This window comes from Bacillus sp. NPDC094106, assembly GCF_044764345.1.
Taxonomy (GTDB): domain Bacteria; phylum Bacillota; class Bacilli; order Bacillales; family Bacillaceae_G; genus Bacillus_A.
Window position 1 is genome coordinate 53,123 of the sequence record NZ_JBIWHY010000017.1, and the last position, 24,178, is coordinate 77,300.

The following is a 24,178-nucleotide window of genomic DNA, read 5'->3' on the forward strand; positions in this document are numbered from 1 at the left end:
ATGTTTGCATATGTCGTATATTGTATAGAAGCGTGCTGTTTTTTGTGTAAAATAGACTGTTCTAGACGTTTCTTTTCTTGTACGCATTTATCATATTCGGCTTGTTTTTGTATTCTCTCACGTTCCTTTTGCTTACGATAATTTGAATAGTTTTCCTTTTGTTCATTCTCCAATCTGTACTGCATTTCACTCCCTTCGTATATATAATGTGAAGGTCAACTCTGTTTTTTGGAAAATAATTGAACATGATCTAAAAAGACTTGAATGGCTTTGGAAGGGATAAAATATTTACCGCGAACGATGGAGAAAGGCCGAATGAGTTTTTCATTTGGAACTTCGACGTGAAAAAGCTCTCTCGCTTGCAGTTCTTTTCTTACGGTCCAGTCAGAAAGTATTGCGATGCCAAGCCCTGCGGCAACGGCTTCTTTTACACTTTGAATACTGCTAAATGTAAAGAAACGCTTCATTTTTAAATGGTGCTGATGGATAAAGCGATCGCTATAGGCGCGTGTTCCAGAGCCAGTTTCTCTAAGAATCCATACTTGATCTTGTAAGGATACTTCATTGATTGCTTGTGCATGCAGAAGGGGGTGATTGGGCGGGACGACAAGTTTCATTTCATCTTCCATAAAGGTTTCTACATCCATATCGGTATACACGACTTGTCCTTCTACTAAGCCAATATCAATTTGATTGGAACGAACGTTTTGAAGGACTTCTTCTGTATTGGAGATGAACGTATGTACTTCTACGTGCGGATTCTCGTTAGCGAAACGTGCTAATATTTTTGGAAGTAAGTATTCACCAATTGTAAAGCTAGCTCCGATGCGCAGTGTTCCTGTCACAACATTATGTAATTCGTTAATTTCTTGTTTTGCCTCTTCATAAAGAGATAGCATCTGCTTTGCATGTGTGTATAAAATGTTGCCAGCTTCCGTAACTTGAACATGTTTTGGAGAGCGCTGAATGAGCGTAGTACCAAATTCGTTTTCTAAATTGCGAATATGCATGCTGACGCCTGGTTGTGAAAGATTTAATAGTTCTGCAGCACGAGAGAAATGTTGTTGCTCGACAACGGTAACAAATATTTTTAAAATATCGACGTTCATTGGCCTTACCCCTTTACTTATAGTGTTATGACTGTGTAGGTGCGCTGCTTCTGCTTTTTCTTTCATTTTATCATAAGTTTTTCTGATGATTGAGATTGTATATTGATATTAAACTTATTATTGAATCTCTTCTATAATGTAAATATAAAGAACATGCATGTTTCAATACGATTATTGGGGTGGTATAAAGTGGAACAGACACTTGTTATACAAAAGAAGAAGCGTCTCGGTTTTTCGCAAGGAATTGGGATTACGTTATTGATTGCCATTGTCGCGAAATATTTAGCGGAGCTTCCATTTTTAAATATTATGGGACAATTAGTAATCGCTATTCTAATTGGGATGATTTGGAGAGCTACAATTGGTATACCTTATGAAGCAATCGCAGGAACGGGTTTTGCGAGTAAGAAGTTACTTCGCTTCGGAATTATTTTACTTGGTATGCGCTTAAATTTAGTTGATATTGCAAAGGCAGGACCAAAGGTGTTGGTTATTGCCGCAATTGTCATTGCCTTTACAATTGTTGTTGTATACACATTAACACGTGTTTTTAAAGTAGATAAGACACTTGGAATTTTAACAGCATGCGGGACAGCAATTTGCGGCGCGGCCGCGGTCGTGGCAATTGCACCGCAAGTGAAAGCGAAGGACGATGAAACGGCGGTCGGTGCGGCAATCATTGCAATTTTAGGTACAATTTTTACACTGATTTATACTTTATTGTATCCGGTTCTTGGTCTATCTCCATATGGTTACGGGGTATTCTCTGGAGCGACGCTGCATGAAATTGCACACGTTATCGCCGCGGCGGCGCCAGGTGGAAGCACGTCTGTTGATATTGCGGTTATTGTAAAGTTAACGCGCGTTGCTATGCTTGTACCAGTGGCGATTTTAATTGGAGTATGGTTTGGGCGCAGCGAAGGTAACAAGCAAAAGGGTTCATGGCGTGACCTTCCAATTCCATGGTTTATCTTTGGTTTTTTAGCAATGAGTGCGGTTCATTCGTTAGGAATTATACCGGAGTTCGTCGCAGGTTATATCGTAGTCCTTGCTTACATGCTCATTGCGATGGCAATGGCGGGGCTTGGTTTAAATGTAGAGTTCAGGACGTTCCGTAAATTAGGAAGTAGAGCATTTGTCGCAGGGTTAATAGGATCTGTTTGTCTTTCTGTTCTCGGGTATATTCTTGTATATGCGTTAGGCTTTATGTAAGGTAAGAAAAGGAGGCATAATCGGTATGCCTCCTTTTCTATTTCATGAATGCTTCCACATCACGATGTAAAAGGCCAATCATAATGGATAATTCTTTTTCTACTTCAGTAAATTGTTTTTCTTTCACAAGCTGAATAATCTTTTGTGTACGTCTAAAGCGAAATGGGCGTACAACTTGTATGATAAGAGGTAAGGCTTCCTTTTCAAGTGTAGATAATGGTCGCTCTTTCATATAGGCTGATAAAAATTCATAAAAGCAGTCGTCTTGTTCATCCCCCATAAGTTCATATGCTAAAAAAATAGCTTCTCCGACGAGATGATTAATGAAAACTTCATCACCAGCAATATTGAAATCAATAAGGGATTGAAATGCACGGTTATGATCTAGCAAAATATTGTTTGGAGAGAAGTCACCTTGCACTGCACCTTTCGGAAGAGTATGCCACAACTTTTGCAAGGCAGCTCGTTTTTCATAAAAATGAAGAAAAACTTCTTCTACTAGTGCTTGATTGATTTCTTTTCGCTGTAAACTTTCCTTTAGACTATTTGCCTCTAATTCCACATCATCATAAATGCCAGGTACATCTGAAGTGTTTCCGCCGAACATCCCCCAATAAGTCCCGTATTTAAAATGGATATCATATGTCTCAGAAATTTTATGTGTTTTACCTAGTAGTTTACCCAGTGTATGTAATAGTTGCTTATTCACTTCTTGGTCCTCTAACTCTCTTCCTGGTATCCATTCTTCTACTGTAACAGGAAAAGAATTTTTGATTGTATGGGCAGGTAAATAGTATAGTCCATCGTTTGTTTGGAAGCGCCCGGGTACTGGAATTCCGTTTTCAATGAAGGCGCGGCAAAGTAGTCCTTGTGTTTGAAGGCCATCAATTGTAGTGAAAGAGTCTTTGTAAAATCGGATTAGTACTTTTTTTATCGGTGTTGAACATGTGATGAGGGTATCTTTGTCTTTGGAAGCGCGTATGACTCCGTAGTGAAACGGTTCTTGTAGTATATCGAAATTCTGCAAAATAGCTTGAATCATAGATTTTTCGAACATGTTGGTAGCCTCCGATAAGAAATAGTTTATTTATAATATATTTCCATATTGCGAAATTTTTCCCTCTATTTTGTAAAGATATCTTTACAAAATAGAGGGAAAATATTTATAATAAAAGTAAAGATATCTTTACTTTTAAAGGTGGATCTTATGAGTGTAAAAAACAAAATTAAAGAATTAAGAAAGCAAAATCACATAACGCAAATTGAAATGGCAAAAGCAATGCAAGTGACAAGGCAAACGATTGTAGCAATTGAAAATCATCATTACAATCCCAGCTTGGAATTATCGCTGAAGATTGCCAAGTATTTTGGGATGAAGGTGGAAGAGATATTTACGTTGGAATAGGGGGGAAAGAGTATGAGAATGCAAGATGAATACGAAAGACATCAGTCAGATAAAGCCTTTAAATATTTAGGGGTATTTTATGCAATAAGCTTAGCGATATGGGGTATGTATAATTTGATTGTTTACGGGAGTGCTGGAACGCCATTTATTCTTTTTGTAATAGGACAGTTTATATACTTTTTTGTGAATTATTGGCCGAAATGGCAGTTTAGAAAGGTAGAAGAGAATGAGTAGCGAGGTATGTTCTATATATACATCAATTAAAAAAACGATATAAACTCCCTCTTTTTAGGAGGGAGAGAGCATCTGGCCATGCATAGAAGCGGTCAGGGACTTTTTCTGCCACATGCGAAGTAAAAACAGAACGAGCAAACGATTGTAGGTTACCTTTTATTCTGCATAGCAGAGATTTAGATGTCGAGAAATTAAAATGGATTTATATACAAATAGATAAATAATGGAGAAACGGGATGGGATTACCAATTTTATGTGTGGTTGCAGCTGCATTTGCGTTCATATGGGGTATACAGAATTTTTCTCATAGTCCAGTGCCAAGCGCATGCATTGTTATTGGTGTCATAGGATTATCTTATTATTTATTAATTTCAGCGCACTATTATAAAACAGCAATAAGTTTTTTAGTTGGGGTTCTTGTTTTAATATGTGGGCGCGTGATACAAAAGCGATTGTTTCCGTAAAAGCTGTTTACATGAAGTGTGTAAACAGCTTTTTTGAATTTTTTTACAAAAACACTTGAAAGTTACGTTACGTCATCTTTTACAATGAAGAGGAAAGGGTGATGGAAATGATTTCAATTCAGGAACTTACAAAGGAAACTGGAGTTACAGTAAGAACGCTACGTTATTACGATCAAATAGATTTATTAAAACCGAGCGGGAAAACGGACGGAGGCCATCGGTTATATAGTGAAGCGGATGTGATTCGGTTGCAGCAAATTTTATTTCTAAAAGAAATGGGTTTCTCATTAAGAGAGATTACGAATATGTTAGTAACAGATGAATTCAGCTTAAAAGAGTCATTGGAAAAACAACTTAAGTTTGTACAACAAGAGCAGAAAAAGTTCAATCGAATGGAACGGATTTTGCAAGCTGTTGTGTATTCAGCTGAGCTAGAAGGAGAATTAGATTGGAAAATCATGTTTGAACTTATCCAACTTTCAAAGCAGTCTCCCCGGATACGCGAAATATTTCAACAAAAGACATTTTCAGACGAGGAGCAAAAACTTCTTCGTAATTTGCCGAATATGAGCGAGGAAGATGAAAACGTTCGAGAATGGGTTGAGTTGTTAAAACAGTTGCGTGGCTTTATGAAAGAAGGCAAGGATGCATCGCATGATGAAGTGCAAGAAGCTGCAAACAAACTAATGGCGAAGTGTCTAGAAATGGCGAATGGGGATGAAGCATTTCTAGATAAATTGTGGGAAGTAAGAAAATCACAAGAAGATTCAAAGAAGATGAGTATGTATCCAATTGAAGAGGAGCTTTTAATGTATATGGATGAAGCTTTTCGTATATATGATGAGAGGGAGGAGGGGAAATGAGTATACTTGCAGAATATCGTTGGTATTTTTTAATTGGTGCAGAAATTGTATTTTGGACATCGGCAATTGGATTTTTTGTACTACGTTATGGTTTTCGTTTACAGAAAGCGAGTTTTATCGCAGGCATTGTATTGCTTTTAAATGAAGTGTTTATTTTAGCGCTGGGCGCCATTGATTATTATCACACAGGTCAGTTTTCTAACTTTCAAATTATCACCGTAATTATATTATTATATGCGCTTTTATATGGAAAAAAAGATTTAAAAAAATTAGATATATGGGTACAAAAACTTGTTGCAAGATGGCGGAATGAGCCGATGCCTATAGAAGAACAATTAAAAGTTACGGGCTGGGCTTATACAAAGCAAGAAATGGGACAATGGAGCTTACATCTTATTTTGTTTACTGCTGTTCATATTGTATTTTTCTTTATGTATGGACTCGTGCCGGTCGAGCAGTGGGGAGATTGGTTTGAGAAAGGGATTGTTTTAAACCAAGGAGCTAGTCGTGTGAGCCAGGTGTGGGGTATTGTACTTCTTATTGATACGATAATTACATTTTCATATGTCATTTTTCCAAAAAAAGAAAAAAAACTGCTGTCCTAATGGGACAACAGTTTTTTTATTATGCAACGTCTTCTTTTTGTTTAGTTTGTAGCGTACTATTTTTATAACCGTAACTGAAATAAACAACAAGTCCAATTACAAGCCATATCACAAAGCCAATCCATGTGATTGCAGGTAGTTGCAATGCAAGGTATCCACAGAATAGAACAGCTAAAGCAGGAATCCATGGTACCAATGGCACTTTAAAAGCACGCGGTAGTTCGGGTTGTTTTTTGCGTAAGATAATGACTCCAATTGATACAACGATGAATGCGAATAATGTACCGATATTTGTTAATTCTGCTAGTTTATTCAAAGGAACGAAACCAGCAAAGAAAGCAACCATAGTGGCAGTAATCCAACTATTAATAACAGGTGTTTTTGTTTTTTTGTTTACGCGGGAAAGTACTTTTGGTAGTAAGCCGTCTCGGCTAATTGCGTAAAATAAACGTGTTTGTCCATATAACATAACGAGTAAAACAGTTGTAATACCAGTAATTGCTCCTAAAGAAATGAAACCAGCAACCCAATCTTGGTGAATGTATTGTAGTGCGAATGCAACAGGATTTTTAACACCTAACAGATTGTAAGGCACAATTCCAGTCAATATCAATGAGACGACAATATATAATATGGTACAAATTGTTAAAGAAGCAATGATCCCAATCGGCATGTTGCGCTGTGGATTTTTCACTTCTTCAGCAGCTGTTGATACAGCATCAAATCCGATGTAAGCAAAGAAAACAGTTGCAGCGCCAGTTGTTACACCAGAGAAACCAAATGGCATAAATGGTGTCCAGTTTTCAGGTTTCACATAGAAGGCACCTACACCGATAAATAGTAAGACAACAAAGAGTTTAATAGCTACCATGATGGCATTAAAGCGAGCTGATTTTTTTGCTCCCCTTGTTAATAACAATGTCATTAGAAAAATAATACAGATTGCCGGTAAGTCTACATATGTTCCAGCTGCAGGGTTATATGCGCTTGTTAAAGCGGTAGGTAATGTAATCCCGAATCCGCTCAATAGTCCTTGGAAATATCCAGACCAGCCTGATGCAACAGCTGACGAAGCCAATCCGTATTCTAAGATTAAATCCCATCCTAAAATCCAAGCAATTATCTCTCCAAACGTTGCATAGCTATAAGTGTATGCACTACCAGATACAGGTACAGTTGATGCGAATTCAGAATAACATAATGCCGCAAATACACAGGCTAAACCGGATAAAATAAACGATAAAATAAGTGCTGGTCCTGCATGTTCTGCTGCGGCAACACCGGTAAGAACGAAAATCCCGGTTCCGATAATAGCGCCGACCCCTAACATGGTAAGATCGAATGCGCCGAGTTCTTTCTTTAAAGATGCCCCTTTTTGTTCGGACTGTGCTAACAATGCTGAAATGGATTTTTTTCGAAATAGATTCATATCGTTTTCTTATCCCCTTTTGTTTAAAAATTCTGAAAAAATAACTCTGTTTTGTCGCATAATGTCGAATCCTTGTATTTCGTATTCTAATGTGAAAAAATAACTTTGTAAATAATTATTTTTTAGAAAATTCTACCTTTTCTGTATTTGTTGGTGTATTTGCATTGCTCTTCCAGTTCATTTCGTGTTGAATGATAGTATAAAGCCAAAACGAGCTGGAGAGGATTCATATGAGAAAAGGTATGCAACATAAAGAAGATGAGTTCTGTATTAACAGAAGTCATCTTCTTTAAATTCCATTGATATCTATAATGATTTCTTAATTTCATTTTCCAACTGAGTAAAAGACTCACAAGGCTTTATTTGTGGATGCGTGAATGAGCTGCTGTTCAAATTCCGTCGTTTTTGGTTATGGTTCAATCTTTCAAAATTTGTATTGAAAATTCGAAGTCCTAGGAGTATCATATTACATATTCAAATATTTGAAGATGTAATATGATGCTTTTTCAAATTAATGGTAAGTAATGGAGGTATTTGAATGGGAAACGAAATGCAACAATTTAAAGCTGATTTCTTTAAAGCCTTAGCACATCCTTTGCGAATAGGCATTTTAGAATTATTGTCAGAGGGTGAAAAAAGCGTAAATGAAATTCAATCGATTCTTAATAAGGAAGGTTCAGCTGTTTCTCAACAATTAAGCGTACTACGTTCAAAAAATATTGTTGTTGGTACCAAAGATGGGAAACGAGTTTTATATTCTTTACGAGATCCTATGATTATGGATTTACTGGTAGTTGCAAAGAGAATTTTTAACAACCATTTAATCGATACAATTTCAATGTTAGAGGAACTAGATGAAACAGAGCGTGAATTGATAGTTAAGGAGGGTTAGGTTGAGCATTGAAGTTAGGAAAGAAGATATCATTCAACATGGAATAGAAATATTTCGTTCAATAGGAGCCTATCACGTTTGTAGTATTTGTATTAAAAGTGGAAATTCTTGTTGTTTCTTATGTCAACATTTACAAGATGGAGTTGGATGTCAAAAAAGAAATACAGCTTGTACAGCTTGGTTATGCGGAATTCAGAGCTTTTTATTTGACCAAATAGGATTACTAGATGAATGGAACCGTTTGTGGAGTGAAATTCCAGGGCAAATGTTTCGTAGAGATATTACCCCAGATACAGTAAAGATTACATCGTTTATAGATATGAAAAAGCTAGATAGCCGAGACGGATTACTTTTAGCAGAAAGATTAAAATCCTACGTACAAGAAGGCGGAGATATAGGTAAATTAGAACGGCATTTAAGCAAAACGTATAACCGATATTAGGATGATACTTTTTTGTAACGAGATAGAGAGCGTTTAAATGTATTTGTAATACAAATTCATCACAAGAGAATATTCTTTCAGAAGAAAAGAAGCACGATTGATTAAAAATAGAAAAGAAGGTTTTGTAATGAAAGGGTTATTTACGGGAAGGTTTGAAGGGTATTCATTAGGACATTTTCAAAAGGATCTTCTTTCTGGAATGATTGTCGGAGTCGTCGCGATTCCACTTGCTATGTCTTTTGCTATAGCTTCTGGCGTCAAGCCGGAGTATGGAATTTATACAACATGTATTGCCGGGATACTCGTTTCGTTATTTGGTGGTTCGAAGTATCAAATTGGAGGACCTACAGGTGCTTTTGTTCCGATTCTTTTAGGGATTGTAATTACCTATGGGTATGAAAATTTACTACTGGCCGGTTTATTAGCCGGAATTATCTTATGCCTTATGGGAATTTTTAAATTAGGATCTTTAATTAAATTTATCCCGCGCCCTGTAACAATTGGTTTTACATCAGGTATTGCTGTTGGTATCTTTACGGGACAAATTGCTAGTTTTTTAGGTCTAACAGGTATAAAAAAGCATGAGGCATTTATAGCAAATCTAAAGGAAATCTTTATCCATATTGATACCATCAATTTTTATAGTATTATAACTGCTTTGATTTGCCTTTTTGTTATATTGATAACTCCAAAGATTTTGCCAAAAGTACCCGGTTCATTAGTAGGTATTATTATTTCAACTGCAATTGCAATTGTGTTTTTCTCGGGTCATGTACCTACTATTGGAACGGCATATGGTATGATTCCGAATACACTTCCTCAGTTTCATATCCCGGAAATCACATTAGAGCGTATAAAGCAGTTAATGGGCCCTGCATTTGTTATCGCCATGTTGGGTGGTATTGAATCCCTTTTATCCGCTGTCGTGGCAGATGGTATGACAAATAGTAAACATAACAGTAACAAAGAGCTTATTGGTCAAGGAATTGCCAATGTTGTTACATCATTATTTGGAGGTATCCCAGCAACTGGAGCGATTGCCCGCACAGCAACTAATATTAAGAGTGGGGCTGTATCTCCGATGTCAGGTGTTATTCATGGGATATTTGTGTTATCCACACTTCTACTGTTAGCGCCATATGCCTCACATATTCCACTTGCTAGTATGGCTCCTATTTTAATGGTAGTAGCTTGGAATATGAGTGAACAAAAACATTTTGTTCACATACTTAAGATGAAGACAGGGGATTCCCTTGTATTGCTTGTAACATTTTTGCTTACTGTATTTACTAGTTTGACAACAGCTGTGGAAATCGGCCTTATTTTAGCTGTTATTTTGTTTACAAAACGTATGAGTAATATGCTTGTTATATCTAAAGTGCTTCCTGATCATACAAAAAAGAATGAAAAATTGTTACCGCATGTGGTAAATAAGGCACATGATTGTCCACAAATTAGTATTTACACAATAGAGGGCCCACTATTTTTTGGTGCTGCTCAAACATTTGAACAAAACATTTTAGGGACTATTCATTATAAGCCGAAAGTTTTAATTTTACGTATGGGAAAAGTTCCTTTTATTGATACAACAGGAGAAGCATACTTTAGAAATATTATTCAGCATTTTAAAAAACAAGGTGGCGTACTTCTCATCTCAGGAATTCAATCCGAGTTAAAAACAACTCTAGATAAGAATGGATTGTACAACGAAATCGGGGAGGAACACTTTTTTGATCATACAGGAGAAGCTATTAACCGCGCTCTAGAACATTTGAATACGAAAAAATGTATAGGGTGTAAGCATTTTGCTTTTCATGAATGTACCGGGCTTTCTCAGCAAGTTAATATAATAAATAATAAAACCAATGCATTGGATTTTTAACATTCATTTAATATACAGAGTTTATTTAATTTACTCTTTTAATGATTTTATAAAAGATAAATATGGAGGAAATAAAAAATATGTCTAATTTACCAAATTGCCCAAAATGTAATTCAGCATACACTTATGAAGATAGAAATCTTTTTGTTTGTCCAGAGTGTGCTCATGAATGGGCTTTAGAATCAGAAGCGGAAAACAATGAGGATACAAAAGTTGTTAAAGATGCAAATGGAAATGTATTAAACGATGGTGATTCTGTGACAGTCATCAAAGACCTTAAAGTAAAAGGAACTTCATCAGTTGTGAAAATCGGTACAAAAGTGAAGAGTATCCGTCTAGTTGATGGAGATCATGATATTGATTGTAAAATTGATGGTTTTGGAGCTATGAAATTAAAATCTGAATTTGTTAAAAAAGTATAAATGATTTTTCATACAATAAAATTTCGACCACTACAAACAAATTAATAGCAAAAAGCCGATTTATCCTTTAGCGTACAGTTCAAGGAAATCGGCTTTTTCTTTGTAGAATTTTGCTTTAGCGTACAAAATTCGCGGTTTGTTGGTGCTACCCAATATTGATTGGGTAAAATGAATGTCGAATTTTTTACCGAATATTTGTTCGTTTTCTTGGTTTTTTTATGAGCGTTCGTGGTAAAATGAGAATACAGATTTTTTACGAGGAGGTCGGATTTGTTGGAACATCAATTTGAAATTGTCTCAGAATATTCCCCGCAAGGTGACCAGCCAAGAGCGATAGAACAGCTGGTAACAGGGATTAAAAATGATAAGAAGCATCAAGTGTTGCTTGGAGCGACAGGAACGGGTAAGACATTTACGATTTCAAATGTCATTAAAGAAGTGAAGAAGCCAACACTTGTAATGGCTCATAATAAAACGTTAGCAGGACAGCTATACAGTGAGTTGAAAGATTTCTTTCCGAACAACGCTGTTGAGTATTTTGTTAGTTACTACGATTATTATCAGCCGGAAGCGTATGTACCACAAACCGATACATTTATTGAAAAAGATGCACAAATTAATGATGAGATTGATAAATTGCGTCACTCAGCGACATCGTCTTTATTTGAACGAGATGATGTCATTATTGTAGCGAGTGTGTCTTGTATTTACGGTTTAGGTTCTCCAGAAGAATATCGGGAACTTGTTGTCTCTTTACGCGTTGGTATGGAGAAGGAACGTAATCAATTGCTTCGTGAACTTGTTGATGTGCAGTACGGCCGTAATGATATTGACTTCCAGCGTGGAACGTTTCGCGTGCGCGGGGATGTAGTTGAGATTTTTCCAGCATCCCTTGATGAACATTGTATTCGGATTGAGTTTTTTGGCGATGAGATTGATCGTATCAGGGAAGTGAATGCACTAACAGGTGAAGTATTAGCAGAACGTGAGCATGTGGCAATCTTCCCGGCATCTCACTTCGTTACACGCGAAGAAAAAATGAAAGTTGCCATTGAAAATATTGAAAAAGAATTAGAAGAACGTTTAAAAGAATTAAATGATAATGGCAAGTTGCTAGAAGCACAGCGGATAGAGCAGCGGACGCGTTACGATTTAGAAATGATGCGTGAGATGGGCTTTTGTTCAGGGGTTGAGAACTACTCCCGTCATTTGACGCTTCGTCCAGCTGGTTCAACACCATATACATTGTTAGATTATTTTCCTAAAGATTTCCTCATCGTGATGGATGAGTCTCATGTAACTGTACCGCAAGTAAGAGCGATGTATAACGGAGACCAGGCGCGTAAGCAAGTGCTTGTTGATCATGGATTCCGTCTGCCATCAGCGCTAGATAATAGACCGCTTATGTTTGAAGAGTTTGAAGAGAAAACGAATCAAGTTGTGTATGTATCAGCAACGCCGGGATCGTATGAACTAGAACATGCACCGGAAGTTGTGGAGCAAATCATTCGTCCAACTGGGCTTTTAGATCCGAAAATTGATGTAAGGCCAATTGAAGGACAAATTGATGATTTACTAGGGGAGATACAAGACCGTATCGCGAAAAATGAGCGCGTATTAATTACGACATTAACAAAGAAAATGTCAGAGGATTTAACAGATTACTTAAAAGATGTTGGGATTAAAGTAAACTATCTTCATTCTGAAATTAAAACGTTAGAGCGGATTGAAATTATTCGCGATCTTCGCCTTGGTAAGTTCGATGTGCTTGTCGGTATTAACTTGTTGCGAGAAGGGCTTGATATTCCAGAAGTATCACTCGTAGCTATTTTAGATGCGGATAAAGAAGGTTTCTTACGTTCAGAGCGATCATTGATTCAAACAATCGGTCGTGCCGCACGTAATGAAAACGGCCATGTAATTATGTACGCAGATCGCATAACGAAATCGATGGGGATTGCGATTGAAGAGACGCAACGCCGTCGTCAAAAGCAAGAGGCTTACAATGAAGAACATGGTATTACGCCGAGAACAATTCAAAAAGAAGTGCGTGGCGTGATTCGTGCAACAACAGCAGCAGAGAGTGCGGAAGTATATGAAGCGGCGCCTGCTAAGAAGATGACGAAGAAAGAACGAGAAAAAACAATCGCGAAGATGGAAGCGGAGATGAAGGAAGCGGCGAAAGCACTAGACTTCGAGCGTGCAGCTGAGCTAAGAGATTTACTGCTAGAATTAAAAGCGGAAGGGTGAAGATAGTGAGCAAAGATTTTATCGTTGTAAAAGGTGCGAGAGCGCATAACTTAAAAAATATTGATGTAACCATTCCGAGAAATCAGCTCGTTGTTGTGACAGGTCTGTCTGGTTCAGGAAAATCATCATTAGCATTTGATACGATTTATGCAGAAGGGCAGCGCAGATACGTGGAATCCTTATCCGCGTATGCGCGCCAGTTCTTAGGTCAAATGGATAAACCAGATGTGGATACAATCGAAGGGTTGTCGCCAGCGATTTCAATTGATCAAAAAACGACGAGTCGTAACCCTCGTTCGACAGTTGGGACAGTGACGGAGATTTATGATTATTTACGACTATTATTTGCACGAATTGGGACACCAATCTGTCCAAATCACGGGGTTGAAATTACATCGCAAACTGTAGAGCAAATGGTAGATCGTGTACTTGAATATCCAGAGCGTACGAAATTACAAGTGTTAGCACCGATTGTGTCAGGACGTAAAGGTACGCACGTGAAAGTATTAGAAGATATAAAGAAACAAGGTTATGTCCGTGTTCGTGTCGATGGAGAAATGCTTGATGTATCTGAAGAGATTACATTAGATAAAAATAAGAAGCATTCTATTGAAGTCGTAATTGATCGTATCGTTGTAAAAGAAGGGGTTGCAAGCCGCCTTGCAGATTCTCTTGAAAGTGCATTGAAACTTGGTGGAGGTCGTGTATTAATCGATGTGATTGGGGAAGAAGAACTTTTATTTAGTGAGCATCATGCTTGTCCGCATTGTGGTTTTTCAATCGGTGAGTTAGAGCCACGTATGTTTTCTTTCAATAGTCCATTCGGTGCATGTCCGACTTGTGATGGACTTGGTTCGAAACTAGAGGTAGATTTAGAACTTGTGATTCCAAACTGGGATTTATCATTAAATAAGCATGCGATTGCTCCTTGGGAACCGACAAGCTCACAATATTATCCGCAATTACTGCAATCCGTTTGTAATCATTACGGAATCGATATGGATATGCCTATTAAAGATATTCCGAAAGACTTATTTGATAAAGTACTGTATGGAAGCGGAGAAGAAAAGGTGTATTTCCGCTATGTGAATGACTTTGGTCAAGTGAAAGAAAGCGACATTTTATTTGAAGGGGTTATTCCAAATATTGAACGTCGTTACCGTGAAACGAGTTCTGATTATATTCGTGAACAGATGGAAAAGTATATGGCGGAGCAAGCGTGTCCGAAATGTAAGGGTGGCCGCTTGAAGCCAGAAAGCTTAGCTGTTTTTGTTGGCGAGAAAACAATTGCGGATGTAACGAAGTACTCCGTTCAAGAGGTCTATGATTTCTTCTCAACCATTGAACTAACAGAAAAACAAGAAAAAATTGCTCGTTTAATTTTACGTGAAATTAAAGAGCGTGTAAGCTTCTTAATTAACGTAGGGCTTGATTATTTAACTTTAAGCCGCGCCGCAGGGACGTTATCTGGTGGTGAAGCTCAGCGCATTCGCTTGGCGACACAAATTGGTTCTCGTCTTACGGGCGTACTATATATTTTAGACGAGCCTTCCATCGGGTTACATCAGCGTGATAATGACCGTCTAATTCGTACATTGCAGGAAATGCGTGACTTAGGGAATACGCTCATTGTTGTTGAACATGATGAAGATACAATGATGGCTGCTGATTACTTGCTTGATATTGGTCCAGGCGCAGGGATTCATGGTGGGCAAGTTGTATCAGCCGGATCGCCAGATGAAGTGATGAATGATGATAAATCATTAACAGGCCAATATTTAAGCGGTAAGAAGTTTATTCCGGTTCCACTTGAAAGACGAAAAGGGGACGGCCGTAAAGTTGAAATTATTGGTGCCAAAGAAAATAACTTAAAAAATGCGAAAATGTCATTCCCGCTAGGTACATTTGTAGCGGTAACAGGTGTGTCTGGTTCAGGAAAGAGTACGATGGTGAATGAAGTTTTATATAAATCGTTAGCACAGAAATTGTATAAGGCGAAAAGTAAGCCGGGGGCTCATAAGCAAATTAAAGGTCTTGAGCATTTAGATAAAGTAATTGATGTTGATCAATCACCAATCGGACGTACACCGCGTTCAAATCCAGCGACATACACAGGTGTGTTCGATGATATCCGTGATGTGTTTGCTCAAACAAATGAAGCAAAGGTACGTGGATATCAAAAAGGACGCTTTAGCTTTAACGTGAAAGGCGGACGTTGTGAAGCGTGCCGCGGTGATGGGATTATTAAAATTGAAATGCACTTCTTACCAGATGTATATGTTCCGTGTGAAGTATGTCACGGTAAACGTTATAATCGTGAAACACTAGAAGTAAGATATAAAGATAAAAACATTTCTGAAGTATTAGAAATGACGATTGAAGATGGAGTAGAATTCTTTGCGAACATCCCGAAAATTAAACGGAAGTTACAGACGCTCGTAGATGTAGGACTTGGCTATATGAAATTAGGTCAGCCGGCTACTACGTTATCAGGCGGTGAAGCGCAGCGTGTGAAACTAGCATCTGAATTGCATCGCCGTTCTACAGGCCGTACGTTATATATTTTAGATGAGCCGACGACAGGTTTACATGCACATGATATCGCACGCCTTCTAGAAGTATTACAGCGCCTTGTTGAAAGTGGTGAGACAGTGCTTGTAATTGAGCATAACTTAGATGTGATTAAGACAGCTGATTACATTGTTGACCTTGGTCCAGAAGGTGGAGACAAAGGTGGACAGATTGTTGCATCAGGTACACCGGAGCAAGTGGTCAAAGAAGAGCGTTCGTATACAGGGAAGTATTTAAAAGAAATTTTAGAGCGTGATACAGCTCGTATGAAAGAGAAGATGAAAGAGGTTGAAGTAGGGAGCTAAGCCAATTCGGCTGGCTCCTTTCCTTATTTTTGGTATGTTGTAGATAAAGGGTTTAACTGGACTTATGTGCAAACGCATGAAACAGGATGGTATGGTCTGTATTTTAGCTGGGGAAAATGGTAAGGTTGTAAGAAAACTACTTTAGAATGATAGGTATACAAGTATGGGGGATGGAATAAGCTTTTATATAATTCTATTTTGGTTTCCTACCGTGTAAGTCGCGGCTATGAAAAACAAAAGGTGACCTACACTCGTTTTCTCATTTTGTTTTTACATGGCATGGGGCTAAAAAAGGTCCTGACCGCTTCTATGCATGGCCAGATGCTCTCTTCCCACCAAAAAAAGAAAAGTTTTCTCTCGTTTTTTAATTTATTTACATGCTACTTGGCGTTTGCTAGCCATTAGCGTATGATTAAGTATATATGTCAAAAGGATGTGTAAGAAAATGAGATGGATTCTATCACTTCTTGTAAATAGCGTTGTGTTAATTGTTGTATCCGGTCTTCTAAAGGGAATCGCACCAGACGCATTTTACATAGAAAATATACAAACAGCAATTATTGCGAGTATTATTTTATCGATTTTAAATGTGTTTGTGAAACCTTTATTAATTTTAATTACGTTGCCAATTACTGTTTTAACATTCGGTTTCTTCCTAGTTGTGATTAATGCAATTACGCTAGAAATGACAGATTCATTATTAGGTAATGCTTTCAACATATCAGGATTTGGGGTAGCAATTATTGCGGCAATTTGTATTTCTATTTTAAATATGCTGATTGATAAAGTAATTGTTGAGCCGTTATCTGAAAAGAAATAAAAAAATGACAAAAGGAAAAACATTTCATGAGCCCCATGAAATGTTTTTTTCTATTTAATAGAAACGATATTTCTTGTTTACAGAAAAAAATGGTACAATATCGGTTAGAATGGAATTTTACATCAAATGAGACTGAACCCGCAGCGGAGTGGAGGTTTACATATGCCGAAAGTAAGGACAAAAGATTTAATTGAACAGTTTCAATTGGAATTAGTAAGTGGTGAAGAAGGCATTCATCGTCCGATTGATACGAGTGATTTATCGCGACCTGGGATTGAAATGGCAGGATTTTTCACATATTATCCAGCGGATCGTGTACAGCTTCTTGGAAAAACGGAGCTTACTTTTTTTGATACATTAACAAATGAGCAAAAGCAAGAAAGAATGAAAGTTCTTTGTACAGAAGAGACGCCATGTATTATTGTAACGCGTAGTCAAGATGTACCTGAGGAATTGTTACAAGCATCACGTGAATCTGGTGTACCTCTTTTACGTTCTTCCCAAACGACGACAAGACTATCAAGTCGTTTAACAAACTATTTAGAAGGGAAGTTAGCACCAACAACTGCTGTTCATGGTGTATTAGTAGATATTTATGGTGTTGGTGTTTTAATTACAGGTCAAAGTGGTGTTGGGAAAAGTGAAACAGCACTTGAGCTTGTGAAACGCGGCCATCGATTAGTTGCGGATGATAGCGTCGAAATTCGTCAAGAAGATGAAGATACTTTGGTGGGAAGCTCGCCAGACTTAATTGAGCATTTACTAGAAATTCGTGGTCTAGGCATCATTAACGTAATGACATTATTTGGTGCAGGAGCAGTGCGAAACCACAAGCGTATTACACTTGTAATTAATCTTGAGCTTTGGGATCAAAAGAAAAACTATGATCGTCTAGGCCTTGATGAGGAGAAGATGAAAATTATAGATACAGAAATTACGAAGATTACACTTCCAGTTCGTCCTGGTCGAAACTTAGCTGTTATTATTGAAGTAGCAGCCATGAACTTCAGATTAAAACGCATGGGAGTTAATGCCGCGCAGCAATTTTCAGAGCGCTTAATGAGTGCGATTGAACTAGGTAATCAGGAGTAATTTAGGAGAGGGAGGTCATACATATGCTTTTAGGTTCTGTACCACAGTTAGACCGTATAGCAATTCAGCTTGGACCGTTCCCAGTTTATTGGTATGGGGTTATTATCGGTACAGGTGTGTTGCTTGGACTTTGGCTTGCTACTCGCGAAGGGGAACGATTAGGTGTTCCGAAAGATACATTTATCGATCTTGTTTTATTCGCAGTACCAATTGCCATTATTTGTGCGAGAACGTACTACGTTATTTTTGAGTGGCAATATTATGGGCAAAACCCGATTCAAATCTTTAATATTCGTCAAGGTGGTTTGGCGATTCATGGCGCTTTAATTGGGGCTGTTATTACGGGAATTATTTTTGCAAAAGTACGCAAAGTTTCTTTTTGGAAGTTAGCTGATATTGCGGCGCCAAGTATTCTGCTTGGACAAGCGATTGGACGCTGGGGAAACTTTATGAACCAAGAGGCTCATGGCGGTGAAGTAACAAGACAGTTTTTAGAAGGTTTACATTTACCACAGTTTATTATTAATCAAATGTATATTGATGGTGTTTATTATCATCCAACGTTCTTATACGAGTCACTATGGGATTTTGCAGGTGTAATTCTATTGTTATTATTGCGCAAAGCAAATTTACGCCGTGGTGAATTATTCTTTACGTATTTAATTTGGTATTCGGTTGGGCGCTTCTATGTAGAAGGTTTACGTACGGATAGCCTCATGTTAGGACCACTTCGTATTGCACAAGTGGTGTCCATCGGGCTTATTATCATGTCTATCATTTTCATTATTGTGAGACGTAAAATGGGATATGCTAATAAAAGATATTCAGAAAAGTAGAGAAAAGTAGCATCTTACATGGGATGCTGCTTCTTTCATATTTGGGCAACTGAAGAATAGACAGGAAGGGACCAGGGAAAATGAAAATAAATACAGTGCTGTTTGATTTAGATGGGACGTTAATTAATACAAATGAACTTATTATCTCTTCTTTTTTACACACCTTAAATATATACTATCCAAATCAGTATAAGCGTGAAGATGTATTGCCATTTATCGGCCCATCTTTGCAAGAGACATTCGGTTTAATTGATGAGAGTAAAGTGGAAGAGATGATTCAGTGTTATCGTCATTTTAACCATGAGCATCATGATGAATTAGTAGAAGAATATGAAACGGTTTATGAGACAGTTCAAGAATTAAAGAAGCAAGGGTACAAAATTGGGATTGTTACAACGAAGGTAAGACAAACGGTAGAAATGGGTTTAAAGCTTTCAAAGTTAAACGAGTTTTTTGATGTTGTTGTCACAATTGATGACGTGGAGCATGTGAAACCACATCCAGAACCAATTCAAAAGGCGCTAAAGCTACTAAATGCAAAGCCAGAAGAAACGTTAATGGTTGGCGATAATCACCATGATATTGTAGGTGGACAAAACGCAGGTACGAAAACAGCAGCAGTGGCATGGACGATTAAAGGTAGAGAGTATCTAGAATCGTATAAGCCAGATTATATATTAGATAAAATGAGTGATTTGTTATCCATTTTGTCTGAATAGCGGGTAAGGGGAGAGAGTAAAGTGCGACGAACAACGCGCTACCCTGTTTCAGGAGCAAATTCATTATGGAATGTGTATAAAACGGTATCCTTTTGGAAGGTCATGAAAAATTTTATTGTCATTCAAATTGCGCGCTATACACCATTTTTAACTGTGAAAAATTGGTTGTATCGCACGTTTTTACGGATGAAGATAGGAAAGCAAACATCATTTGCACTTATGGCCATGCCGGATATTATGTTTCCAGAAAAGATTACGGTTGGAACAAATTCAGTAATTGGCTATAATACAACCATTTTAGCTCACGAATATTTAATTAAAGAATATCGCCTTGGAGAAGTCATTATAGGGAATGAAGTGATGATTGGAGCGAATTCCACTGTTTTGCCAGGTGTGAAGATAGGGGACGGTGCTATTGTTTCAGCAGGTACGCTTGTTCACCGGGATGTACCAAGTGGTGCATTTGTAGGTGGAAATCCGATGCGTATCATTTATACGAAAGAAGAAATGGCGGTAAGAGAAGGTCAATGTTAAAAATGTAACATTTCCCTTCTCTTTTTATGAATAAAAAGGAAATAATTGATTATAATATACTGTTTTGTTTTTTACGGAATCGTTTATACTTAAAGATAGAAGAATGTATGAGCGAAGAAAACAAAAAACTGGAGGATATATGGGGAAAAATCAAAGAATATACAAGGAGAACGGACAAGTTATCTCTTTTAATCAATTAGCGGATTTCTTTTATAAAAAAGGGATGAGAGCTTATCAGGGTCATAAATTACAAGATGCAATTAAATATTTTCGAAGAGCGGCACAAAGCGAGAAAGAGCCGTTTATTTTATGTCAATTAGCAACGGTATTATCGGAAGTTGGTGAGTATCAAGAATCAAATCAGATTTTCTTGAAACTGATTCGTTCGAATCCTGATATTGAACAGTGCTATTATTTTATTGCAAATAATTATGCATATCTTGGTTTGTTCCAACAAGCAAAGAAGTATGCCGAGCAGTATTTAGAAGTAGCGACAGAACAAGAATTCGTGGAAGATACGCTAGAATTGCTTGAGATTATGGAAGAAGAATCGATGGATACGGAAGAGCTTGAAGATGAAGATGAGCTAATTGTCATGCAGGAAGAGGCGAATCGTTATATTCGTAACGGACAATTAGAGGAAGCGATTGCTACGCTTGAAGTTGTGACGAAAGATTATCCAGAATTTTGGTCGGGCTATAATAACTTGGCAATTGCGCATTTTCAATCAGGAAATGTAGATCAGGCACTCAAGCTAACCGAGATGATTTTAGAGAAAAACCCTGGTAATATGCACGCGCTTTGTAATGCGCTTATTTTTCTATATTCAATTGGGGAACATAAACAAGTAGAATGTTTAGCGGGACAATTAGAATCCGTATATCCGATGTCGTTTGAACATCGTTTAAAGCTAGGGACAACGCTTGCGACAATTGGTCACTTTGCAAATGCTTATAAGTGGTTAAGATTATTAAAACGCCAAGGATATGAAGGAGATGTTAGCTTCTATTACTGGTTTGCATACTCAGCTTATATGGTAAAAGACCAGCATACAGCGGAAAAGATGTGGCGATCTGTTGTAGAATTGCACCCTGATAAAAAGGGAAAAGAGCCGTGGAATGCTTTAAATTTAGCTGATGAAGGGCAAAATATTTTGTTTGAAGAACTGCGAAAATCTTTCCAGCAAAGTGCAACGTTAGAAGAACAAATGCTAGCTTTATATTTAATGAATGAATTAACAACACCTGAGAAAATTGGGTTTTTCTTTGATATAACGCAAGCTAAAAATGGTGTTCCAATTGTGTCACAGCTTGCGAAATACTTCTTTTTACTTAATAGTCATAAGAGTATTCCGGGTGAATTACAGCCGTTTGAACAGTGTGTTCGGATTGCGGATGCCTTATATAATTATACAAATAAAGAAGATGAATTGATTGAAGAGTGCTTACATTTTTGGTTTTGCACTTTCATACGTTTATATACATCGGGAACAGTCTTTACGAATGTATTTGGCTGGTCGGCGGCAATTGAATATATTGTACGCGGTGAACAAAGAAATAAGATGACACAGGCCGAACTTGGAAATATATATAATGTATCTGTAGCAACTGTAAGAAAATATGTGAAAGCAGTAAAGCGTACGCATGCATAGGCAAATCATTGGGAAAAAACAGATGCTAACAGTATAATGAGGGTAAGTTATGGTAGGAATGAATAGGAGTGAATAGTGTGTCAGAAGAAAAAATTTATGATGTCATTATTATTGGTGCTGGGCCAGCTGGGATGACAGCTGCAGTGTATACATCTCGTGCAAATTTGAGCACGCTTATGTTAGAACGTGGTATTCCAGGCGGACAAATGGCGAACACAGAAGATGTAGAAAACTATCCAGGTTATGAATCCATTTTAGGACCTGATTTATCAAATAAAATGTTCGAGCATGCGAAGAAATTTGGTGCTGAATATGCATATGGTGATGTAAAAGAAATCATCGATGGTAAAGAGTATAAAACAGTTGTAGCTGGTAAAAAAGAATACAAAACACGCGCAATTATTGTTGCAAGTGGTGCAGAGTACAAAAAAATCGGTGTGCCAGGTGAGAAAGAACTTGGTGGCCGCGGTGTATCATACTGTGCAGTATGTGACGGCGCATTCTTTAAAGGAAAAGAACTTGTTGTTGTTGGCGGCGGAGACTCTGCTGTTGAGGAAGGTGTATATTTAACACGTTTCGCATCAAAAGTAACAATTGTTCACCGTCGTGATGCTCTTCGTGCACAGAAAATTTTACAAGACCGTGCTTTCCAAAATGAAAAAGTAGATTTCATTTGGAATCACACTGTGAAAGAAATTAACGAAGAGAACGGTAAAGTAGGTAGTGTAACACTTGTAGATGTAAACAGTGGTGAAGAGCAAGAATTTAAAACAGATGGTGCGTTCATCTACATCGGCATGTTGCCATTATCAAAACCATTTACTGAACTTGGCATTACAAATGAAAATGGTTATATCGAAACAAACGAACGTATGGAAACAAAAGTTCCTGGTATTTTCGCAGCTGGTGATGTTCGCGAGAAAATGCTTCGTCAAATTGTAACAGCAACTGGCGACGGTAGTATTGCAGCGCAAAGTGCACAGCATTATGTGGAAGAATTACTAGAGGAACTAAAAACTGTAACAGAAAAATAGGGGATGGGATTCCCTTTTGAAAAGAAAGCTACATGAATCGTAGCTTTCTTTTTTTATTTTTTACCTTAAATGTCAAATATTTGTCAAAAGTTCTTTGGATTACAAGATTACCTATTGTTATACTAGACTTTACGAAAAAAAATGAAAATAAGAAATGAGGAGTTTATTCGGTATGGAATGGCGTAATATATATCGGGGTTTTTGTATGGGGGTTAGTGATTTAATTCCTGGGGTGAGCGGCGGCACAATTGCTGTTGTACTAGGGATTTATGAAAGGCTGCTTGCGGCGATTAGTGGATTCTTTAGTCGTGAGTGGAAAAAACATTTGAGTTTTTTGATTCCGCTTGGTGCTGGTGTAGCGGCAGCATTTTTAACATTAAGTCATGTGATTAAATATTTACTGGCAAATCATTATGAGCCAACTCAGTTTTTCTTCCTTGGTTTAATCTTAAGTATTTTACCAATGTTAATGAGGGAAGCAAATGCAAAAGAAACATTTAAAGCAGGACATATTGTGATACTAATAGTTGCAGCGGCGCTTGTAGCTGTAACAGCATTATTTAAGCCGGATAAAGCGGCGGACCCAATTATGACGTTAACAATTTTAAATACAATTGGTCTATTTTTTGCAGGATGGATGGCGAGTATGGCTATGCTTCTTCCAGGGATTAGTGGATCATTTATTTTATTAATTATTGGTGTGTACCCAACAGCAATTAATGCTTTAACAACATTAAATCTGCCGTTAATTGTAGTAATTGGTGCAGGTGTTATGATGGGATTTGTTGTAAGTAGTAAAGGAATTAGCTATTTATTAACACATTTTAAAAGCGCAACATTCGCTGCGATTATCGGACTTGTGATTGGATCAATCGCAGTTGTATTTCCTGGAATTCCGTCCGGTGGCATGTCAATTGTAAGTTCTATTATTACGTTTGTATTAGGGTTTGCGATTGTATCATATTTTAGTAAGAAATAAGTGATTGAGGGATAGCCCTCAATCACTTATTTTTTTGTTTAGCATGAATTGTCCGGAAAAACTTGCTTGGTTCAATTTATATATATTGAAAAAACTGACATAAAAGCACTTTCTTTTTAGGGGAGGACGAGAGCAACTGGCCGTGCATAGCAGCGATTTCTATGTTGAAAAATGATTAGTAATCAGTGTGGGATGAAGATTACTAATCATTTTTATTAATAATTTTTGTATTTTTTACCAATAATATGTGAAAGAGGTAGATTTGAAGAAGTTGCTTGAACTTATATACATAAGTTGAATGATATAAAAGCCCTTTCTTTAGGGGGGACGAGAGCAACTGGCCGTGCATAGAAACGGTCAGGGCCTCTTCCTACCACATTTAAAAGGGAGTGAAGGTCATGTTTTATATGTAAAAGGATATATGGTAA

23 protein-coding genes and 1 pseudogene are annotated in these 24,178 nt (G+C 37.4%); 21 read left to right on the plus strand and 3 right to left on the minus strand.

Features of this window, described 5'->3' with window-relative positions; translation table 11 throughout:
- Positions 1–215 precede the first annotated feature (215 nt).
- Positions 216–1,109, minus strand: a complete 894-nt coding sequence (locus ACIQ7L_RS21640) for a LysR family transcriptional regulator (RefSeq protein WP_400571536.1) — start codon at positions 1,107–1,109, stop codon at positions 216–218.
- A 189-nt stretch (positions 1,110–1,298) separates the two neighbouring features.
- On the opposite strand from ACIQ7L_RS21640, the gene ACIQ7L_RS21645 reads away from it, so the two are divergent.
- A complete protein-coding gene (locus ACIQ7L_RS21645; RefSeq protein WP_400571537.1) occupies positions 1,299–2,321 on the plus strand; it encodes a YeiH family protein in 1,023 nt (340 codons plus the stop codon).
- Between the two features lie 37 nt (positions 2,322–2,358).
- On the opposite strand, the gene ACIQ7L_RS21650 is transcribed toward ACIQ7L_RS21645, so the two are convergent.
- Entirely contained in the window at positions 2,359–3,378 is a 1,020-nt protein-coding gene (locus ACIQ7L_RS21650) for a phosphotransferase enzyme family protein (RefSeq protein ID WP_400571539.1), read from the minus strand.
- A 150-nt stretch (positions 3,379–3,528) separates the two neighbouring features.
- On the opposite strand from ACIQ7L_RS21650, the gene ACIQ7L_RS21655 reads away from it, so the two are divergent.
- The 5 genes from ACIQ7L_RS21655 (at position 3,529) to ACIQ7L_RS21675 (ending at position 5,892) form a co-directional block, all read left to right on the plus strand.
- Positions 3,529–3,726: a helix-turn-helix transcriptional regulator gene (locus ACIQ7L_RS21655; RefSeq protein WP_400571541.1), complete on the plus strand. Its 198-nt coding sequence runs from the start codon at positions 3,529–3,531 to the stop codon at positions 3,724–3,726.
- 18 nt (positions 3,727–3,744) lie between these two features.
- Entirely contained in the window at positions 3,745–3,960 is a 216-nt protein-coding gene (locus tag ACIQ7L_RS21660; RefSeq protein ID WP_400571648.1) for a hypothetical protein, read from the plus strand.
- Between the two features lie 236 nt (positions 3,961–4,196).
- Positions 4,197–4,424: a hypothetical protein gene (locus tag ACIQ7L_RS21665; protein WP_400571543.1), complete on the plus strand. Its 228-nt coding sequence runs from the start codon at positions 4,197–4,199 to the stop codon at positions 4,422–4,424.
- Positions 4,425–4,525: 101 nt separating this feature from the next.
- Positions 4,526–5,287 carry a MerR family transcriptional regulator gene (locus ACIQ7L_RS21670; protein ID WP_400571545.1) on the plus strand — a complete coding sequence of 254 codons (762 nt, stop codon included), beginning with the start codon at positions 4,526–4,528 and terminating at the stop codon, positions 5,285–5,287.
- Positions 5,284–5,892 carry a hypothetical protein gene (locus ACIQ7L_RS21675; protein WP_400571547.1) on the plus strand — a complete coding sequence of 203 codons (609 nt, stop codon included), beginning with the start codon at positions 5,284–5,286 and terminating at the stop codon, positions 5,890–5,892. The genes ACIQ7L_RS21670 and ACIQ7L_RS21675 overlap by 4 nt, the downstream gene beginning before the upstream one ends.
- A 19-nt stretch (positions 5,893–5,911) precedes the next feature.
- Here ACIQ7L_RS21675 and bcaP read toward each other — a convergent pair whose 3' ends face one another.
- A complete protein-coding gene (bcaP, locus tag ACIQ7L_RS21680; protein ID WP_400571549.1) occupies positions 5,912–7,321 on the minus strand; it encodes a branched-chain amino acid transporter BcaP in 1,410 nt (469 codons plus the stop codon).
- Positions 7,322–7,859: 538 nt separating this feature from the next.
- On the opposite strand from bcaP, the gene ACIQ7L_RS21685 reads away from it, so the two are divergent.
- From ACIQ7L_RS21685 to ACIQ7L_RS21755, 15 genes and pseudogenes are all read left to right on the plus strand, one after another.
- On the plus strand, positions 7,860–8,213 hold the full coding sequence (locus ACIQ7L_RS21685) for an ArsR/SmtB family transcription factor (RefSeq protein WP_400571551.1): 354 nt from the start codon (positions 7,860–7,862) through the stop codon (positions 8,211–8,213).
- A gap of 1 nt (position 8,214) precedes the next feature.
- Entirely contained in the window at positions 8,215–8,655 is a 441-nt protein-coding gene (locus ACIQ7L_RS21690; protein WP_400571553.1) for a DNA mismatch repair protein, read from the plus strand.
- Between the two features lie 127 nt (positions 8,656–8,782).
- Positions 8,783–10,537 carry a SulP family inorganic anion transporter gene (locus ACIQ7L_RS21695; protein WP_400571555.1) on the plus strand — a complete coding sequence of 585 codons (1,755 nt, stop codon included), beginning with the start codon at positions 8,783–8,785 and terminating at the stop codon, positions 10,535–10,537.
- Positions 10,538–10,617: 80 nt separating this feature from the next.
- Positions 10,618–10,959 carry a zinc ribbon domain-containing protein YjdM gene (locus ACIQ7L_RS21700; RefSeq protein WP_400571557.1) on the plus strand — a complete coding sequence of 114 codons (342 nt, stop codon included), beginning with the start codon at positions 10,618–10,620 and terminating at the stop codon, positions 10,957–10,959.
- A 273-nt stretch (positions 10,960–11,232) separates the two neighbouring features.
- Positions 11,233–13,209 carry an excinuclease ABC subunit B gene (gene uvrB / locus ACIQ7L_RS21705; protein WP_400571559.1) on the plus strand — a complete coding sequence of 659 codons (1,977 nt, stop codon included), beginning with the start codon at positions 11,233–11,235 and terminating at the stop codon, positions 13,207–13,209.
- Positions 13,210–13,214: 5 nt separating this feature from the next.
- A complete protein-coding gene (uvrA, locus tag ACIQ7L_RS21710) occupies positions 13,215–16,085 on the plus strand; it encodes an excinuclease ABC subunit UvrA (RefSeq protein WP_400571561.1) in 2,871 nt (956 codons plus the stop codon).
- Between the two features lie 42 nt (positions 16,086–16,127).
- Positions 16,128–16,208: pseudogene (locus ACIQ7L_RS21715) on the plus strand (DUF4275 family protein); the annotation flags it as partial.
- Between the two features lie 322 nt (positions 16,209–16,530).
- The gene (locus ACIQ7L_RS21720) at positions 16,531–16,905 is read left to right on the plus strand and encodes a phage holin family protein (RefSeq protein WP_400571562.1); all 375 of its coding nucleotides are present in this window, start codon (positions 16,531–16,533) and stop codon (positions 16,903–16,905) included.
- Between the two features lie 162 nt (positions 16,906–17,067).
- Positions 17,068–17,997, plus strand: coding sequence for an HPr(Ser) kinase/phosphatase (gene hprK / locus ACIQ7L_RS21725; protein ID WP_400571563.1), 930 nt, complete (start codon positions 17,068–17,070; stop codon positions 17,995–17,997).
- A gap of 23 nt (positions 17,998–18,020) precedes the next feature.
- Positions 18,021–18,833, plus strand: a complete 813-nt coding sequence (gene lgt / locus ACIQ7L_RS21730; protein WP_400571565.1) for a prolipoprotein diacylglyceryl transferase — start codon at positions 18,021–18,023, stop codon at positions 18,831–18,833.
- 80 nt (positions 18,834–18,913) lie between these two features.
- On the plus strand, positions 18,914–19,552 hold the full coding sequence (gene ppaX / locus ACIQ7L_RS21735; protein ID WP_400571567.1) for a pyrophosphatase PpaX: 639 nt from the start codon (positions 18,914–18,916) through the stop codon (positions 19,550–19,552).
- Positions 19,553–19,573: 21 nt separating this feature from the next.
- Positions 19,574–20,086 (plus strand): acyltransferase, encoded by a 513-nt coding sequence (locus ACIQ7L_RS21740; RefSeq protein WP_400571569.1) that lies wholly within the window; start codon positions 19,574–19,576, stop codon positions 20,084–20,086.
- Between the two features lie 139 nt (positions 20,087–20,225).
- Complete coding sequence (locus tag ACIQ7L_RS21745) at positions 20,226–21,737, plus strand: tetratricopeptide repeat protein (protein ID WP_400571571.1); 1,512 nt, start codon at positions 20,226–20,228, stop codon at positions 21,735–21,737.
- A gap of 77 nt (positions 21,738–21,814) precedes the next feature.
- Entirely contained in the window at positions 21,815–22,771 is a 957-nt protein-coding gene (gene trxB, locus ACIQ7L_RS21750; RefSeq protein WP_400571573.1) for a thioredoxin-disulfide reductase, read from the plus strand.
- A gap of 172 nt (positions 22,772–22,943) precedes the next feature.
- Complete coding sequence (locus ACIQ7L_RS21755; protein WP_400571574.1) at positions 22,944–23,750, plus strand: DUF368 domain-containing protein; 807 nt, start codon at positions 22,944–22,946, stop codon at positions 23,748–23,750.
- Positions 23,751–24,178 lie beyond the last annotated feature (428 nt).